Annotated in this window: 15 protein-coding genes; 10 read left to right on the top strand and 5 right to left on the bottom strand. The window is 71.4% G+C overall.

Translation table 11 applies throughout. The annotated features are described in order from the left end of the window. Positions 1–31 precede the first annotated feature (31 nt). Entirely contained in the window at positions 32–709 is a 678-nt protein-coding gene (locus tag IE267_RS12770) for a DUF5825 family protein (RefSeq protein ID WP_189763265.1), read from the top strand. 83 nt (positions 710–792) lie between these two features. Here IE267_RS12770 and IE267_RS12765 read toward each other — a convergent pair whose 3' ends face one another. Next, positions 793–1,902: a YihY/virulence factor BrkB family protein gene (locus IE267_RS12765; RefSeq protein ID WP_167162073.1), complete on the bottom strand. Its 1,110-nt coding sequence runs from the start codon at positions 1,900–1,902 to the stop codon at positions 793–795. Between the two features lie 200 nt (positions 1,903–2,102). Here IE267_RS12765 and IE267_RS12760 point away from each other — a divergent pair, with 200 nt between their 5' ends. After that, entirely contained in the window at positions 2,103–4,166 is a 2,064-nt protein-coding gene (locus IE267_RS12760; RefSeq protein ID WP_189763264.1) for an ATP-binding protein, read from the top strand. 25 nt (positions 4,167–4,191) lie between these two features. Here the strand turns inward: IE267_RS12760 and IE267_RS12755 are convergent, their stop codons facing one another. Next, positions 4,192–4,599 (bottom strand): RidA family protein, encoded by a 408-nt coding sequence (locus tag IE267_RS12755; RefSeq protein ID WP_167162069.1) that lies wholly within the window; start codon positions 4,597–4,599, stop codon positions 4,192–4,194. 142 nt (positions 4,600–4,741) lie between these two features. Between IE267_RS12755 and IE267_RS12750 the strand changes: the two genes are divergently transcribed. The 5 genes from IE267_RS12750 to IE267_RS12730 all read left to right on the top strand — a co-directional run bounded on the left by IE267_RS12750 (position 4,742) and on the right by IE267_RS12730 (position 10,103). Further along, entirely contained in the window at positions 4,742–5,125 is a 384-nt protein-coding gene (locus IE267_RS12750) for a winged helix-turn-helix transcriptional regulator (protein WP_167162067.1), read from the top strand. 88 nt (positions 5,126–5,213) lie between these two features. Beyond that, positions 5,214–5,798, top strand: a complete 585-nt coding sequence (locus IE267_RS12745) for a sigma-70 family RNA polymerase sigma factor (protein ID WP_100576248.1) — start codon at positions 5,214–5,216, stop codon at positions 5,796–5,798. Further along, complete coding sequence (locus IE267_RS12740) at positions 5,795–6,550, top strand: anti-sigma factor (RefSeq protein ID WP_167162065.1); 756 nt, start codon at positions 5,795–5,797, stop codon at positions 6,548–6,550. The genes IE267_RS12745 and IE267_RS12740 overlap by 4 nt, the downstream gene beginning before the upstream one ends. Positions 6,551–7,016: 466 nt before the next feature. Further along, positions 7,017–8,588: a glycine betaine/L-proline transporter ProP gene (gene proP, locus IE267_RS12735; protein WP_189763263.1), complete on the top strand. Its 1,572-nt coding sequence runs from the start codon at positions 7,017–7,019 to the stop codon at positions 8,586–8,588. Positions 8,589–8,909: 321 nt separating this feature from the next. Continuing rightward, complete coding sequence (locus tag IE267_RS12730) at positions 8,910–10,103, top strand: MFS transporter (protein WP_167162061.1); 1,194 nt, start codon at positions 8,910–8,912, stop codon at positions 10,101–10,103. Between the two features lie 107 nt (positions 10,104–10,210). Here IE267_RS12730 and IE267_RS12725 read toward each other — a convergent pair whose 3' ends face one another. After that, the gene (locus IE267_RS12725) at positions 10,211–11,947 is read right to left on the bottom strand and encodes an MFS transporter (RefSeq protein WP_167162059.1); all 1,737 of its coding nucleotides are present in this window, start codon (positions 11,945–11,947) and stop codon (positions 10,211–10,213) included. A gap of 265 nt (positions 11,948–12,212) precedes the next feature. On the opposite strand from IE267_RS12725, the gene IE267_RS12720 reads away from it, so the two are divergent. The 3 genes from IE267_RS12720 (at position 12,213) to IE267_RS12710 (ending at position 15,929) form a co-directional block, all read left to right on the top strand. Continuing rightward, positions 12,213–13,358, top strand: a complete 1,146-nt coding sequence (locus IE267_RS12720; protein WP_189763262.1) for a winged helix DNA-binding domain-containing protein — start codon at positions 12,213–12,215, stop codon at positions 13,356–13,358. Positions 13,359–13,460: 102 nt separating this feature from the next. Next, a complete protein-coding gene (locus IE267_RS12715; protein ID WP_229861071.1) occupies positions 13,461–14,387 on the top strand; it encodes an NmrA family NAD(P)-binding protein in 927 nt (308 codons plus the stop codon). Positions 14,388–14,648: 261 nt separating this feature from the next. Then, complete coding sequence (locus tag IE267_RS12710; RefSeq protein WP_189763261.1) at positions 14,649–15,929, top strand: phosphatase PAP2 family protein; 1,281 nt, start codon at positions 14,649–14,651, stop codon at positions 15,927–15,929. 143 nt (positions 15,930–16,072) lie between these two features. Here IE267_RS12710 and IE267_RS12705 read toward each other — a convergent pair whose 3' ends face one another. Then, a complete protein-coding gene (locus tag IE267_RS12705) occupies positions 16,073–16,984 on the bottom strand; it encodes an NADP-dependent oxidoreductase (RefSeq protein WP_189763260.1) in 912 nt (303 codons plus the stop codon). A gap of 61 nt (positions 16,985–17,045) precedes the next feature. Then, positions 17,046–17,669 carry a class I SAM-dependent methyltransferase gene (locus IE267_RS12700; protein ID WP_189763259.1) on the bottom strand — a complete coding sequence of 208 codons (624 nt, stop codon included), beginning with the start codon at positions 17,667–17,669 and terminating at the stop codon, positions 17,046–17,048. Positions 17,670–17,805: the final 136 nt, after the last annotated feature.

Below are 17,805 nucleotides of genomic sequence, written 5' to 3'. Positions count from 1 at the left end.
GCGTGTCCGACACAGAAGCAGGAGACGACCGATGAGCACCGCCCTCACCACCGCGACCGAAGCCCTCGGGGTCGCCGCCTGGCGCGACTACGACCCCGAGGCCTGCACCCTGCCGGGGATGTACCTCGGCGAGATGGAACTGACCGGCCCCCCGGCCGAGGAGAGCGACCGGCTGTGGAAGCTGGGCGCCCGGCGCGTCCGGCTGCCCGAGCCCGTCGACCTCGCCGAACTCGCGGCGCCGGGCGCGGCCGAACGCGCCGTGCGCGCCCTGAGCCTGGTCCGCGACCTGACGGCGCGTGCCGTCCTGGTCGAATGGAAGCTCCGCCTCGACCCGGCGGCGCCCGACGACACCTGGCGCACCCTCAGCCACCTCCAGCCGCCCCAGCGCATCGAGGGGCCCGCGGACGCGACCGCGGACCTGCGCCGGTGGCGCGACGGCCACTACCTCTGCAAGTGCCTGTGGCGCCAGGGCCCGGGCTTCGTCCAGATCCGCGACCGACGCTGGGGCGACCTGCGCCGCTTCACGGCCGAGGAGCCGGAGTACCACCGGACCATCGAAGCCCTGGCCTACGGAGCCCCGGCCGCATCCGTGCCTGCCGCCGTACTGGCCGACTTCCTCGGCGAGCGCCTCGTCCTGGCGGTGGGGGAGCTCGCCTGGTGGATGCCGTACCGGGTGAACCGCTGGATCCAGGAGGCCATGGCGATCTGACCGGCCGGGGACGGGCCGCCGCGCGCACGGCGCGGTGGCCGCTCCGGCGTGCGAGGGTCAACCACCGCGCGGGGAGCGGCACTTCACTTGGCGGTGTTGCGACGCCGCCGCACCCGGCGGCGCAGCCGCGCGGGCCACTTGCGGGTGTCGCGGGGCTCCACGTACGGCTCCTCGCCCTCGGGGTGACCGCCGCTGATCGCGCGCTGGCGGGCCAGCTCGGCGTCCAGTTCGAGGCCGAGCAGGATCGCCAGGTTCGAGAGCCACACCCAGATCAGGAAGATGACCAGCCCGGCGAGCGTTCCGTACGTCTTGTTGTACGAGCCGAAGTTCGCCACGTACAGCGCGAAGCCGCCCGATGCGGCCAGCCACAGCAGGACGGCGAGCAGGCTGCCCGGGCTCAGCCAACGCAGGCCCGGGCCGCGGACGTTGGGGGCGCGCCAGAAGAGCAGGGCCACCATGAAGACCATCAGGAGCAGGAGCACCGGCCACTTCGCGATGTTCCAGGTCGCGACCGCCGCGTCGCCCGCCCCGATCGCGTCCCCGGCGCGCTGGGCCAGCGGGCCCGTGAAGACCACGATCACCGCGCTGACCGCGAGCACCACCATGAGCGTGACCGTCAGGGCGAGCCGCAGTGGCGTCAGCTTCCACACCGGCCGGCCCTCGGGCAGGTCGTAGACGGCGTTGGCGGCACGGATGAACGCGGCGACGTAACTGGACGCCGACCACAGGGCCGCGATCAGGCTGACCACCGCGACGACGCTGCTCGTACCGCCGTTGCCCTGCAGCTGCCGGATCGCGCTGTCGAGCAGATCGTGGACGGGGCCGGGCGTGAGGTGGCCCAGGTTGTCCAGGATTCCGCGCGTGGCCTTCTCGCCCATCACGCCGAGCGTCGAAACGAGCACGAGCAGCGCGGGGAACAGGGACAGCACCCCGTAGTAGGTCAGGGCGGCCGCCTTGTCGGGCAGGTCGTCGTCGAGGAACTCCCGGCCGGTACGCCGAAGAACCGCAAGCCAGGAGCGGGCCGGGAGGTCGGTGGGCGCACTGGGCTCGTCGTCCGACCCGGCCGGGGAGGCGGTGTGGCCGGCCGGTTCCACGTTCGGTGTCGCACCCGCCGTTTCCCGGGCCGCGGGGTCGGCCGTCCGGCCGCGGAGACGGCTCCAGTACGAACTCGGGGTGTGCGAGGTATCTGCCATGCCTCTCGGGTCCCCTCGAAGTCGCCGCTCACGCGTCCGCGCAGGCGGGGACTCCGTTCCGGTGACCGGTGAGCCGGCGACACGTGCCCGAGCCGAGTCCGCCCGATGGTGTGACGCTCGGCAGCGGGCACCGCACACCGTGGGGTGGCCCCGGGCCGAACGCCGCACCCGAGTCGTGCTCGTGGGCCACACTGTGCGCCATGGCGGGCAAGATTCCTGACGAGACGAGCAGCTTCGTGGGACGGCGGGAGGAGCTGCGACGCGTCGAGCGGGCCCTCTCCGTCCACCGGCTGGTGACGTTGACCGGAACCGGCGGGGTCGGAAAGACCCGGGTCGCCCTACGGGCCGCCGCGCGCGGGGGCCCCGGCCATCGCGACGGGGTCATCTGGGCCGAGCTGTGGCCCCTCATGGGCAGCGACCTGCTGATCGCGACGGTCGCCGACGCGGCCGGTCTCGCCGACCACACCCCACGGCTGGCCGCCGACGCGCTGTGCGCGTGGCTGGCCGAGCGCGAGGCGCTCCTCGTCCTCGACTCGTGCGAACACCTCGCGGCCGACTGCCGTCGGCTCATCGGTCAACTCCTGCGTTCCGCACCGGGCTTGACGGTCCTGGCCACGAGCCGACAGCCCCTGGAGGTCGACGGGGAACGCGTCCTCGCCATCGGCCCGCTGCCGGTCGACGGAACGCGCGGGGCACGAGCACCCAGTGACGCGGCGCGGCTGCTGCTCTCCCGGGCCGCCGAAGCCGCACCCGATGTGGACGTGGACTCCCCGCGCGAGCGGGCCGCCGCCGACGCGATCTGCCGCCGCCTGGAAGGCATTCCGCTCGCCCTGGAGCTGGCGAGCGGCCAGTTGCGGCAGCGCCGTCTGACGGATCTCGCCGGGGCGCTCGGCTCGCCCCTCACGATGCTGAGCGGCGAGCCGAGCGCCCGGCCACCCCGGCACGCGAGCCTGCGCACCACGATCGGCTGGAGCCACGAACTGTGCACCCCCGCCGAACGGCTGCTGTGGGCGCGGCTCTCCGTACTGCGTGGCCCCTTCGACGCACGCACGGCCCAACTGGTCTGTTCCGGTGGCCCGTTGAGCAAAGACGGCGTGGCTGACGCTCTGTCAGGGCTGGTCGTCAAATGCGTCGTCCAGCGCGACGGCGATCGCCATCGCATGCTCGACTCCCTCAAGGAGTACGGGCGCATGTGGCTGGAGGAGCTCGGCGAGCGCGAACAGCTGGCGGACCGGCACGCCGCGTACTTCCACGAAGTCGTCCGGCGGGCCGACGAGCGCTGGCTCGGCCCGGAACAGGCCCGGGAGTACGGGAGGATCGCGCAGGCGCACCCCGACCTGTGTGCCGCGCTCGACCACCTGATGAACGACCCCGGCGGTGCGGCGGTCGACCTGGCCGGGCGCGTCGCCTTCTTCTGGAGCTGCTGCGGCCATCTGCACGAGGCCCGCCACTACTTGGAGCGCGCGCTGCTCGAACACCGGGAACCCGGGCCGGTGCTGACCCGGGCGCTGTGGGCGCTCGGCATCGTGCGGCTGCTTCAAGGGGAGCCGGAGCCGGCCGCGCAGCTGGCCGCCCACTGCGCGAGGGCGGCGGAGGAGGACGAGGACCCCGAAGCGGCACTGGGGGCCGCCTACTTGCTGAGCCTCACCTACCTGATGACCGGTAGGCCCCTGGTCGCCCAGAGCCTCGCCGAAAGCGCCCTCGCCGAGGCCGCCGAGGACGACTTCGTCTCCCCCTCGCGCCTCCGATGCCGCCTGATCACCGTGTTCACGCGGACCGCGCTGGGCGTCTACGACGAGGCGGAGGGGCTCGCCCGGCGGCTCCTCGCCGCCTGCGAGCAGCGTGACGAGGTCTGGACGCGCTCCTACGTGGAGTACCAGCTGTCCTTGATCGCCCTGTTCCGGGACCGGCCCGCGGAGGCCGCGGAGCACGCACGGGCGATGCTGCGGGGCAAGCGCCGGCTCGGCGACCGGTTCGGCATCGCCCTGGGCGTGGATCTGCTGGCGGCGGCCGCCGCCGAGCAGGGCGAGGGCGAACAGGCCGCCCGGCTCTCCGGCACCGGGCAGACGTACTGGCGCAGTGTCGGGCATCCGCAGCGCGGCACTCCGGAACTGGCCGCGGTGCGTGAACGCACCGATCTGCGGGCCCGTACCGCGATCGGTGACCACGCCTACCGGGTGGCGCGCCAGCGCGGGGCGTCCGACACCCGCGCCACCCTCGCCCTGGCCCTCGGCCCGGCCGAGCCCCCCGCCCCGCCCGAGTGATCCGGCTCGGCCGGGCCGAGCCGGATCAGTCGAGGACCGCCACCGCTTCGACCTCGACCAGGTGGGCGGGCGAGTCCAGGGCCGCGACGCCCAGGAGCGTGCCCGGCGGGGCGATGGCCGTGCCGAGCGCGGCGGACGCGCGGGCGATTCCGTCGAGGAGCAGCGGCATCTTCTCCGGGGCCCAGTCGACGACGTACACGGTCAGCTTCGCCACGTCGGCGAACGTCGCGCCCGCCCCCGCCAGCGCGGTGGCGACATTGAGGTAGCAGCGCTCGGTCTGTGCGGCGAGATCGCCCTCGCCGAGCGTGGTCGCGTCGGCGTCGACGGACACCTGCCCGGCGAGGAAGACGAGCTTCGATCCGCTCGCGACCGACACCTGGTGGTAGACGCCGACCTCGGGCAGTCCTTCGGGGTTCACAAGGGTGATGGTCATGCCGCCCGCTTCCGTGTGCGAGAGCGCACGGGCCCGCTGCCGCGTGGCCCAACTCGCCCTCGGTCTCTTGTAGTTACTCGGGAACCGTAGGAGAGTGGCCGCTGACATGGAAGAACGCACTTTCCAGTGACTGGGGAACCCGATGGTGACCAAGCAGCTCAGGAGCACGGCCGAGGACGCGGACCTGAGCCGCGCGGACTCGCTGGCCCGGGAGATCTTCACCGACATAGCCAACAAGTGGGCGTTCCTGATCATCGAGGCGCTCGGCGACGGCACCCTGCGCTTCGGTGCGCTGCGCAACGAGATCCAGGGCATCAGCCACAAGATGCTCACCCAGAACCTGCGCATGCTGGAGCGCAACGGCCTGGTCGAGCGCGATGTGCACCCCACGGTGCCGCCGCGGGTCGAGTACACCCTCACCGAGCCGGGCCGGGCCTTGCGCGCGGCGGTCTCCGGGATGTGCGGCTGGACCCAGCGGTACCTGGACCACATCGAGGCGGCCCGCAACCGCTTCGACGCCGTCTGACGGGCAACTGTTTCCCGAGCGGAGCAAACCTTGGGCGCACCGGCTCCGAATGACTCCTGTAGCGACCTATGTCCAGGAGGATCACCGCGTGAAAGAAGTGGTGCACATCAGCGGAGCCCGCTCCGCCGGGCCCGACCTGCCCGAACTGCTCGATCGCGTGGCGCGGGGTGATCAGGATGCGTTCAGTTCCCTGTACGACGCGGTGGGCGGCCCCGTCCTGGGTCTCGTCCGCACGGTGGTACGTGACCCCGCCCAGTCGGAGGAGGTCGCCCAGGAGGTGCTGGTCGACGTGTGGCGGACGGCCGCGCGCTACCGGCGGGACCGGGGCAGCGTCATGAACTGGGTGCTGACGCTCGCCCACCGCAGAGCGGTGGACCGGGTGCGCTCCGCCCAGGCGGCCACCGAGCGTGAGCACAAGGCCGCGCTCCTGGAACAGACCCCGGCCTTCGACGACGTGACCGAGCAGGTGGAGAGCCGTCTTGAGCGGGAACAGGTGCGCCGCTGTCTGCGTACCCTCACCGAACTCCAACGGCAGTCCGTGACGCTCGCCTACTACCGCGGCATGACCTACCGAGAGGTGGCCGAGCTGCTCGCCGTCCCGCTGGGCACGGTGAAGACCCGACTGCGCGACGGGCTGATCCGGCTGCGCGACTGCCTGGGGGTGGCCGGATGAGCATCGCCGATCTGCACACACTGACCGGCGCGTACGCGCTGCACGCCCTGTCGGAGGAGGAGCGGAGCGAGTTCGAGCGGCATCTCGCCGACTGCGAGTCCTGCGCCCAGGAGGTGCTGGAGCTCACCGCCACCGCGAGCCGGCTCGGGCTCGCCGTGTCGGTCACCCCGCCCGTCGAACTCAAGACCGCGGTGCTGCGCCAGATCGCCGTGGTCCGCCAGGACGCCCCGCACCCACCGGCACAGCCCGGGTCCACCGGCAGCCGGCTGCGCCGAGCGCGCTGGTCGCACTTCGCGCTGGCCGCCTGTCTCGCGGCCGCTGCCGGGCTCGGCGGCGTCGCGGTCTGGCAGCACCAGGTGGCCGACAGCGCGCAACAGCGGGCGGACGCGGCCCAGGGGCAGTCCCAGCAGCTCGCCGAGGTCCTCGCGGCACCGGACGCGAAAGCCGCCACCGGCACCCTGAAGGGCGGCGCGACCGGCACGCTCGTGGTGGCCCACAGCAGGAACCAGGCCGTCTTCGTGGCCTCCGGGCTGCCCAGGCCGCCGGACGGCAAGGTCTACCAGCTGTGGTTCGACGACGCGGGCACCATGCGGCCGGCGGGCCTGATGAATCCGGCACGCAGTACCGAAGCGGTCCTGCTGTCGGGGCCGGTCGACCAGGCCTCGGGCATGGGCATCACCGTCGAACCCGCCGGTGGCTCACCCGCCCCGACTTCGGCGCCGCTGGCGGTGATGAACTTCGCCACGGCATGAACGGCATGAACGGCATGAACGGCATGAACGGCGTGAGGAGGCGTGAGGGGCGTGAGGGGCAGCCAACTGCCCGTGCGGAACGCCCGGTTCGCGATCGCCCGTGCTTGGTCGCCCGCTTCATCACACGCGCTCCCGGCCGCGCCGGACCGGTGTGAGGTGCCGGAACGGGCGACGGCGGGCCGCATGTGTGTGTTCCGGGGCCGCGCCGACACGCCGCGTCGGCGCTTGCGCTGCGTGTAGCGCGCGGGCAGGGGAAAGTTGGGTTACGTATGCCGCGTGCCGGACATCTGGCCGCGCTCGGCGGCACGCGTACCCCGCCCGGACCGGAGGTCACCGTCCCACGACCCCGGATCCCACACCCACCGAGGACGACGCACAGGTGCCCATGAAATCAAGCAGGCCGGGGCCCACACCCCCGGGTCATCGAGGTCGCGGGTTCGGCTCGGGGAGCCCGCAGACCGAGCGCATGGTGCGGACGCTGCTGCGCCGTCGCAAGAAGAGCCTGAGCGCGGACGACGTCAAGGTGGCCGACAAGCCCGCCGTGCGCCGGGCCGTGTCGGCGGCCGCGCTCGGCAACACGATGGAGTGGTTCGACTTCGGCGTCTACGCGTACGTCGCCGCCACCCTCGGCAAAGTCTTCTTCCCGTCGAGTTCGCCGGGCGCCCAGGTCATCTCGACGTTCGCCACCTTCGCCGCCGCCTTCGTCGTCCGGCCCATCGGCGGGCTCGTGTTCGGCCCGCTCGGCGACCGCGTGGGACGCCAGAAGGTGCTCGCCGTCACCATGATCATGATGGCGATCAGCACCTTCGCGGTGGGATTCCTGCCGGGCTACAAGTCGATCGGCCTCGCCGCACCCATCCTGCTGCTCGTCTGTCGGCTCGTGCAGGGCTTCTCCACCGGTGGTGAGTACGCCGGGGCCACCACCTACATCGCCGAGTATTCGCCGGACCGCATGCGTGGCTTCCTCGGCAGCTGGCTCGACTTCGGCACGTTCGTCGGGTACTCGCTCGGCTCCGGCCTGGTCACCGTCCTGACCGGTGTCCTGTCGGAGGACCAGATGCTCGACTGGGGCTGGCGGATCCCGTTCTACATCGCCGGCCCTCTCGGGCTCATCGGCCTCTACATGCGGCTCAAGCTCGACGAGACACCCGCGTTCCAGGAGGCCGAGGAACGCGGCCGGCAGGCCGCCGGGCGCGGCGGTGCCACGCCCGAGGAGGAAGAGCGCCTGGAGCAGGCCCGCATGTCGGGGCGGGGCCGCCTCAAGGAGGTCTTCACCCACCACTGGCAGGCCATGCTGGTGTGCATCGGGCTCGTACTGCTCTACAACGTCACCAACTACATGGTGACGTCGTACTTGCCGACCTACATGAGCACCACCCTCGGCCAGTCCGAACTCACCTCGCAGCTCCTGGTGCTCGGCACGATGGTCCTCGTCGTCCTCACCATCACCGCCGTGGGCCGTTCCTCGGACCGGTACGGCCGACGGCCGCTGTTCCTGTGGGGCGGCATCGCGATGGTCGTCCTCGCGGTGCCCGTCTTCCAGCTCATCCGGCAGGGCGGCATCGTCCTGCCCGCCATCGGCTGCGTCGTCCTCGGGTTGCTCCTGGTCTGCTTCGCGGGGACGAGCGCCGCCACGCTGCCCGCGCTCTTCCCGACCCATCTGCGCTACGGCGGCCTGTCCCTCGCGTTCAACCTCTCCGTCTCCCTGTTCGGCGGTACGACTCCGCTGGTGGCCTCCGCCCTGGTCAACGCGACGGGCAATGAGCTCGTGCCCGCCTACTACCTGATGGTGGCCGGGGTGATCGGGGTGATCTCGGCGCTGTTCCTGCGGGAGACCGCGGGCAAGCCACTGCGCGGCTCTTCGGCCATGGCCGAAACGGAGGAGGAGGCCCGCGAGATGGTGGCGCAGAGCCGCACCCACGCGGGCCGCCGGGCCCGGGACGTCTGGTTGCAGCTGCGCCAGGGCCATCTGCCGCATCTGCCGCACCGGTCCCAGGGGAAGGGCGAAAAGGACGACCGCAGGAACCGGCCCGGCTGACGCGATGCCCCGGAGTGGGACGCGGTGTGCCTCAACGTCCCTTGCTTGAAAGGGGAGTTGCAGCACACCACATCCCGGGCGAGAGAGGTCAGGAGGGCCCGCCCTCCCTCGCCGCGCACAGCCGCTCCCACGCCTGAGCGAACACCTCGTGCAGCGGCGCCGTCGGCAGGATGCGGCGCGGGGCAACAGGGAATCGGGCGGGACGATCGTGCTGCGGACGGCCGCACGCCCCACCGACATCGCCGCCGGGTCCGGGAACACGGCGGCGCGCCCCGTCACCCCGGCCGGAGCCGGGCGGTCCGCGGCGTTACCGTCAGTGCCATGGACGACGGTGATCTTCGAGGATGGCGTCAATGCCTGCTCAGCGGGGCGGTGTTCGCCGTGTGCATGGCGGGCACCACACTCCCGACCCCCCTCTACGGCCTCTATCAGGACAAGTTCGGCTTCTCCGAGCTGACGGTCACGATCGTGTACGCCGTGTACGCCTTCGGGGTCATCGGCGTGCTCCTGCTCGCGGGCAATGTCTCGGACACCGTGGGCAGGAGGCCGGTGCTGCTGTGCGGCCTGGGCTTCGCGGCCGCGAGCGCGGCCTGCTTCCTGTGGGCCGACGGCCTCGCCTGGCTGTACGCGGGCCGGCTCTTCTCGGGTCTTTCGGCGGGTCTGTTCACCGGGGCCGCCACGGCGTACGTCATGGACCTGGCACCACGCCACGGGGCCGCACGCGCCACGTTCGTGGCGACGGCCGCCAACATGGGCGGCCTCGGCTGCGGCCCCCTGCTCGCCGGACTGCTCGCGCAGTACGCCGGCCACCCGCTGTCCCTGCCGTTCATCGTGCACCTGGCCCTGGTGGCCGCCTCGGCCGCGGTGGTGCTGTGGCTCCCGGAGACCGTACGGGAGCCACAGCGCCTCAGCAGTGCGCGGCCGCAGCGCCCGGGGCTGCCCGCGCGGGTGCGGCCGTTGTTCGTGCCCGCGGCCGTCGCGTCCTTCGTGGGGTTCGCGCTGTTCGGGGTGTTCACCTCGGTGAGCCCCGCCTTCCTCGCGAAGTCCCTCGACGTCTCCAACCACGCCGCGAGCGGTCTTGTCGTCGCGCTGGCCTTCTTCGCCTCGACCGGCGGGCAGTTGGCCGTCGGCAGGGTGGGCCTGCGGCGTTCGCTGCCCGCGGGATGTGCCGCGCTGCTGGCCGGGCTCGCGCTCCTCGCGGGCGCGCTCCGCTGGGACCTGCTGGTGCTGATCGTGCTGAGCGCGCTGGTCGGTGGCTTCGGACAGGGGCTGACGTTCCGTGCGGCGCTGTCCGCGGTGGCCCAGGCGTCCCCCGAGCGCCATCGCGCGGCGGTGATCTCCACCCTGTTCGTGGTCGCCTACACGGGCATCTCGGTGCCGGTGATCGGGGTGGGCGTCCTGGTGGGCCCGCTCGGCCTGGAAGGGGCGGGTCTCGTGTTCATCGGCTGCATGGCGGTGCTGGCCTGCTTCGCGGCCGTCTACCTGCTCCGGCGGCCCGTACCGGAAAAGGCGTGAGGCCCTCGGGCAAGCGGGCTGGTCCCGCCCGGCCGAGGGCCTCACGCCCTGCTCGCCAGTGCCTGCGGACCGGGATCGCGCACCGGCCCGCCGCGTGATCGGGGCCGCTACAGAGCGGGCACCGGCAGCGCCAGGTCGACGGTGACCGGACCCTCACCGCCGTGGTGGGTGGCCGAGGACGCCAGCGGCGCGTGGCCCGTGGCCGTCGCGGCCAGGACGTAGGCGCCGCCCCGCGGGACCGGCACCGCGTACCGGCCGCTCTCGTCGGTGTGCGCGGAGCCGGCCTGGCGGCCGTGCCGGTCGATCAGCGTGACCTTGGCACGAGCGACGGGGGCGCCGGACGCGCCGACGACCCGGCCGTGGAAGGCGGCCAGCGCCTCGGTGGCCCGTTCCAGCGCCGCGTCCTCCTCGCTGCTGGCCCGCAGCTGCGGCTTGGCCGCGGGGCGGCCCTTGGGCAGGAAGACGGCGAGCGCGAGACCGCCGGCGACCGCGGCCGTGGCGATCAGGAACGAGACGCGGAAGCCGTGCATGGTCGGCAGCGCGACCGAACCGAAGTTCTGCGAGGTGTTGGCGAGCACCATGCCGATGACGGCGCTCGAAACCGACGTACCGATCGATCGCATCAGGGTGTTGAGGCCGTTGGCCGCGCCGGTCTCGGACGGGTCGACCGCGCCGATGATCAGTGCCGGGAGCGAGGAGTAGGCCAGGCCGATGCCCGCGCCGACGACGACCGAGATGATGATGGTCTGCCAGGCCGCGCTCATCAGGCCGAGGCCCGCCCCGTAGCCGACCGCGATGATCAGCATGCCGAGGATGAGGGTGGTCTTCGGGCCGTACTTGGCCGAGAGACGTGCGTAGACCGGGGCCGTCAGCATCATCGTCAGGCCGAGCGGAGCCACGCACAGACCGGCTACGACCATCGACTGACCGAGGCCGTATCCGGTGGCGGAGGGCAGCTGGAGCAGCTGGGGGAGTACGAGGGAGATGGCGTAGAAGGCGACGCCGACCATCGTGGAGGCGAGGTTGGTGAGCAGCACCTCGCGCCGCGCGGTGGTGCGCAGGTTCACCAGCGGCGCCTTGACGCGCAGCTCCATCACGCCCCACAGGACGAGGACCAGGACCGCCGCGCCGAGCAGACCGAGCGTGGTGGCCGAACCCCAGCCCCAGTCGCTGCCCTTGGTGATCGGAAGCAGCAGCAGGACCAGACCCGCGGAGAGGCCGAGTGCGCCGAGCACGTCGAACGTGCCCTCCGCCTTGACCCTGCTCTCCGGCACGAAGAAGAGGGTGAGCACGATGGCCACCACGCCCAGGCCCGCCGAACTGAAGAACAGGGCGTGCCAGTCGGCGTGCTGGGCGATCAGGGCGGCGGCCGGCAGCGCGAGTCCGCCGCCGACGCCTATGGAGGAGCTCATCAGGGCCATCGCGGAGCCGAGCTTCTCGCGGGGCAGCTCGTCGCGCATCAGGCCGATGCCGAGCGGGATGGCGCCCATCGCGAAGCCCTGGAGGGCACGGCCGACGATCATCACGACGAGTTGGTCGGTGAAGCCGGCGATCAGCGAGCCGATCACCATGATGGCGAGGCTGACCAGGAGCATGCGGCGCTTGCCGTTCAGATCGCCGAGCCGGCCCATGATCGGCGTGGCCACGGCGCCGGCGAGCAGCGTCGAGGTCATGACCCAGGTGGCGTTGGACGGTGAGGTACTGAGCAGCTCCGGCAGGTCCTTGATGACCGGCACGAGCAGGGTCTGCATCACCGCGACCGTGATGCCGGCGAAGGCGAGGACGGGGACGACACCACGTATGCCGCGTGGCGCGGCCTGTTGGTCGGTCGTCGGCTGGGACATGAGGGAGCCTCCGGAGGCTGAGTAAGGTCGGCGGCGGCCCCTGGGCGGGGTACGTGTGTCTTGAACCCGTTTCCCCAGGCGACTATTCCGGCGGGCTCTTATGAATTCCATATCTCCGCGAATCTTGACCTGGTTGGGAAGCGCTTGACCTGTTCATTGCCTTGCGCCCGGCGCCCGGAAGCCGTGCGCATCCCTACCGCGGCGGCATGCAGTTCCGGTGGAGCGCTACGGGACGGGTGGGACCGGCTGCGGCAGAATCCGGGCCATGAAGGTCACCGAGCGTGCACTCAACCGGGCCACCCTGAGTCGTCAACTCCTTCTGGAACGAGCACAGTTGAGTGTCCCCGAAGGGTTGAGGCAGCTCGTCGCGCTGCAGGCCCAGCATCCGGCGTCCCCGTACATCGCGCTCTGGAACCGGCTCGCCGGCTTCGACCCGGCCGAGCTCGACGAGGCCTTCGCGCGCCGCGGAGTGGTCAAGGCGACCCTGATGCGCATCACGCTGCACGCCGTGCTCGCCGAGGACTATCCGGTCTTCCGCGCGGCGATGCAGCCGACGCTGTACGCGTCCCGCCTCGGATACCGCTTCGCCGCGGCAGGGCTGACGCCGGCGGATGCCGAGGAACTGGTGCCGGAGCTGCTGGCCTTCGCCGACCGGCCCCGCACCATGGCCGAGATGCGGGCGTGGGTCCAGGAGCGGCTCGGCGCCGAGCGCGGGGACGGGGGCTGGTGGGGGCTGAGGGCGTACGCGCCGCTGCAGCACGCGCCGACGGCGCCGCCTTGGTCCTTCGGCCATCGGCCGTCGTTCGTCGCGGCCGATCCGGCGCCCGCGGTCGCCGGACGCGAGCCGGACATGCAGGCGCTACGGGCCCTGATCCTGCGGTACTTGGCCGGCTTCGGTCCCGCTTCGGTGGCGGACGCGGCCCAGTTCCTGATGATGCGCCGGTCGACCGTCCGTCACGTCATGACGGCTCCGGACGGCGACGTCGAGCAACTGCAGGGCCCGGACGGGCTCGCCCTGTACGACCTGCCCGACGCACCTCGGCCCTGCGCGGACACCCCGGCCCCGCCCCGCCTCATGGCCATGTGGGACAGCGTCCTGCTCGCCCATGCCGACCGCGACCGGATGATTCCGCCCGCGTACCGCCCCTCGGTGATCCGGACCAACGGCGACGTCCTGCCGACTCTGCTGGTCGACGGGTATGTCGCCGGAGTGTGGCGGCCCACGCCCGAGGGCGTCGAGGTGACGGCCTTCCATCCGCTGACGCGGGCCGTCTGGGACGGGCTCGCCGAGGAGGCCGAGGCTCTGGCCGGACTCCTCGACGGCCGCGAGACCACGCCCTACAGCCGCTATCACCACTGGTGGGCCAAGCTCCCCGCGGCCGAGACGCGACTGCTGCCCACGGCACGGTGACCGACGCCGACCCGAGTAGGACAGGTGCCGTCCGCCTCTGCTCCTAGCCTGGGCCGGGTAGCCGCGGTGGTCCAAGCCATCGCCGAACCAGCAGGACCGGCAGTGCCCGCACTGCCGGCCCCCGCAGACATCGAATGGGAGGAAGCCATGCAGATCGCCGTCACGACGCCGACCGGCAACGTCGGCCGCCATGTGGTCGCGACACTGGTCCGGGCCGGTGTCCGGCCGCGTGTCCTGCTCCGTGACCCCGCCCGACTGGCCCCCGAGGTCCGGGACGAGGTGGACGCGGTACGGGTCGACCAGTACGACGCCGACACGGTCGTCGCCGCCACGCGCGGTGTCGACGCCCTGTTCTGGGTCGACCCGAGCACCGCGAGCGGCGACCCGCTCGCCGACTACGCCCGTGCGACCACCAGCGTCGTACGGGCCGTCACGGAGAACGGCATCGGCCGGGTCGTCTTCCAGAGCAGCGTGGGGGCCGAGAAACGGCACGGCGCCGGCGAGATCGACGGGCTGGCGCTCACGGAGACCGCCCTCGACGACACCGGCGTCGACGTCACGCACCTTCGCTGCGGCTACTTCTTCACCAACCTGGAACTCCAGCTCGACGCGGTACGGGCCGGCCGCCTCCAGGTGGTCCTGCCGCTGGACCAGCCCATGGCCTGGGTGGCGCCGCGCGACATCGCGGAGGTGGCCGTCACCCGCCTCCTGTCGTCGGCGTGGTCCGGGCGCAGTGTGCAGGCGGTGCACGGACCCGCCGATCTCAGCTGGCACCAGGTCGCGGAGATCCTCACCGCGGCCACCGGCCGGCGGATCGTCGTCGAGCGCATCACGGACGACGCGATGCGCGCCCAGCTCCAGCGCGCCGGAATGCCCGACGGAATGGTCGAGTCCGTGCTCGGCATGTCGACCGGCCTTCGGGAGGACTTCGTACCCGAACAGCACCGCACGGTCCGCACCACCACCGCGACCACTCTCGCGGCCTGGGCGTATGACCACCTCAGGCGGCGCCTCGACGACGCGTCGTGAGTACGGCGGGCCATTGCGTGATGGGCGGGCACGAGCTCACCCATGACCAGCGAAACCCACCCACACCACTCGGATAACATGATCGGCGCTGATGACCCCGTCATCGGCGCCACTACATCACGATGACGAACCGAGCCAGTACGAAGAGTGACCTGTTAACCAACATCTAGCAAATCGGCCAAACAATTGACAACGATATCATCGCGGGTGTTTTCCCGAATAAATTACAAAATTCCGTCGACGTGGCGTACACCACGGGCGATGATGTGGGCTGCGGTGGTCGTGGTGGCCCTCGGGTTCCTCATCGTGCTGGAGATTGCGGCGCGTCATTACGGCCAGCCGGGGCCGATCACAAATCAGGCGAAAGAAATCATATTCGCCCCTAAATCCGGACCATTGCTGTATGCCAGCATGGCCTTGATGATGGTGGTGCTGACCTGGCGTGAGCGGGCCATCGCGATGGCGGCCGCCGTCGGCATCGACATCGTCTTCTTCCTGGTTCGCTGGGCCGTCGACACCAAAATGATGTTCGGCAATGGCGCATTGTGGGTGATCGTGGCCTGCGTGGTCATCGCTTTCACGCGCCGCACCGGTCAAGAACGCGTCCTGCTCCTGAAGGGCGTCGGCCTCGGACTGCTTCTTGTGGCCGGCCGCAAGACGGGCGATGCCTGGCTCCTCATCACGTCGAAAACCCGCCCGGCGGTGCTCGACCAGTATGTGGCGACCGCCGATCACGCCCTGGGCAACCCCTCCTGGCTGGTGGGCCGGTTCGTGAAATCCACCGGCCCGATCGGCGCCCACATCCTTGATTATGTGTACATCCAGCTCGCGGTGGCCGCGGTTCTTGTCGCCATTTATCAGCTGCGCAACGTATCGACCGAGCGCCGCTTCCCGGCGCATCATCTGGTGCGGACCTTCCTGGTCATCGGCCTGCTCGGGCCCGCCTTCTACATGATCTTCCCGGTGGTCGGCCCCATCTTCGCCTATGGCGCGGACGGCGGACATTGGGCGGTGGCCAATGTGTGGCCCAACTCGGCTTCCATCAGCGTCCCGCACCATATGCCGTTCAACGAGATCACCCCTCGCAATTGCATGCCGAGCCTGCACACGGCATGGGCAACCACGATCTTCATTCATTCCCGGAAGGGCCCGAAGCTCCTGCAGATCGCGGGCGCCTTCTGGTGGATCGCGACGCTCGGCGCAACCCTGGGATTCGGCTACCACTACGGTACGGACATCATTGCCGGAGTCGTTTTCGCGCTGACGATCGAGGCGGCCCTCCGTTCGCTCGCCCGCGGCTGGGACCGGACGGGAGCACAACTGGTCGCGTACGGCGCGGTGATCTTCACTGCCCTCCTGGTTTCGTATCGCTATCTGTCGACGACGATGGCCGAACACCCCTGGATATTCGGTCCTCTTCTCATGCTGGCGACGTTCTCGGTGATCCACTACTTCATCAGGACCACGAAGCAGTGGGAGCCGCAGGCCGTCCCCGTACGCAAACTGGAACCGCAGGCCGGGCCGCAGCCCGAACTCGTCTGAGTGGTCGGCATGGGCCGAGTGCGGAATCAGCCGTCAACCGCGTTGCCCCGCCCCGGCCGCGACCCGTCCCCTTCCTTGGGGGACGAGCACGCCGCCGGGGCGGGACAACGCCCCGGCGGCGTCCTCGTGCCGACCGGGCGCCGTCATGTGCCGGAGCCGGCCACCAGCACGATCTTCCCGCGTACGCGCCCGTCCTCACCGGCGCGCTGTGCCTCCGCAACCTCGGCGAGCGGGTAGGTCCGCACCACCGGAGGCGTGAAGCGCCCGGACTCGATCAGGCCGCCGATCTCGTCGAGCACATGGAGCGCGCGGCCGGAGTCGCCCCGGCTGAACACGACGCCGTACTTCCGCGCCCCCTCGAAGTCGGCGATCGTCACGACGCGCTCCGGCCGGCCCGCGAGCTCGACGAGGTCGGGCAGGACGCCGCTCCCGGCCACGTCGAGGGCGAGGTCGACGCCCTCGGGCGCCAGTCCCCTGACCCGCTCGACCAGGCCCTCGCCATAGGTGACGGGCTCGGCTCCCAGCGAGCGCAGATACGCGTGGTTCGCCGCACTCGCGGTGCCGATCACCCGTGCACCGCGCGCCACGGCGAACTGGACCGCCGCGCTGCCGATGGCCCCGGAGGCGCCACTGACGAGCAGTGTGCCGCCGCTCGCGACGCCGAGCCGGTCGAGCGCGCGCGTGGCCGTCTCGATGGCGGCGGGCAGCGCGGCAGCGGCGGGGAAGTCCAGCGTCCGGGGGATCGGCGCGTAGAAGGACAGCACCGCGAGTTCGGCCTGCGCCGCACCGTCCCCCGCGAAGCCGAACACGCGATCGCCCAGGGCCACGTCCGCAACACCCTCGCCGAGCACGTCGACGACACCAGCCGCCTCGTAGCCCAGGGTCTGCGGAAGCTCCGGGTCCATCTGCCCTTGGCGCTTCTTCCAGTCGCTCGCGTTGACCCCGGCGGCGCGCACCGCGATCCGGACTTCACCGGGGCCCGGCTGCGGATCGGGGAGGTCCACGAGTTCGAGCACCTCGGGACCGCCGAACCGACTGAAACGCACTGCCTTCACGATGGGCTCCGATCGACACGCGGTGCCGCGCACGCCGCGCGGACCAGCTGAGACGTACAAGCTAAGCCACGCCTTCGCCGGGCCTGTGCCAGGTCAGTGAGTACCGGCGCAGCACGTGCCGGCGGTACCGCATGCCGGGCAGCAGCCGCCGGGCCGCCTCCCGCACCTGGCCGTAGCTCATCTCCGCGGCGGCGATGGGCATGCCCTGCGGAGTCCGCGCGTGACGCAGCAGCTTCGTGACGCGTACGACCGGGGCCGTCGCGATCATCGTCGCCCATTCCGTCGCGCTCGCCTCGCGCGCGAGGCCGACCACCACCAACTTGCCGCCAGGGCGCAGGAGTTCACGCATGCGGAGCAGGGCGGCCTCGAAGTCCATGTGGTGGACCGTGGTGACCGAGCAGATGAAGTCGAAGCCCCCAGTGGGGAGGTCGGCGGTGAGGAAGTCGCCCTCGACGAACGTGAGATCGCCGCGGGCGGTGGCCAGTTGACGGGCGCGGGCGATCATCTCGGGCGACTTGTCGATTCCCGTGACCGCCTTCGCCCGCCCGGCGAGCCTGCGGGCAAGCAGCCCGTCCCCGCAGCCCACGTCCAGCGCCGCGCCGCATCCCTCGGGCACCGCGCGGAGGACGGTGGGGTGCCGGGCGACGTTGGTGTTCCAGTACGGCAACGGCTCGCATCGGCGCATCGGCTCATCATAGGCGGCGGTGTGGGGACACGCGCCTGCCGTGTCGGGCTCCGGCAGCGAGGGCGTCCGCGGCCCCGGGCCAGGACTGATCCAGGCCTCCCCGGGTGCGACGTACCCAGGCAGCGTCCGTCCTGGT

Origin of the sequence: Streptomyces xanthochromogenes, from assembly GCF_014650455.1 — a bacterium.
GTDB classification, from domain to species: Bacteria; Actinomycetota; Actinomycetes; order Streptomycetales; family Streptomycetaceae; genus Streptomyces; species Streptomyces xanthochromogenes.
The sequence above is the reverse complement of the archived record's forward strand: the minus strand, read 5'-3'. Positions and strand labels throughout refer to the sequence as shown.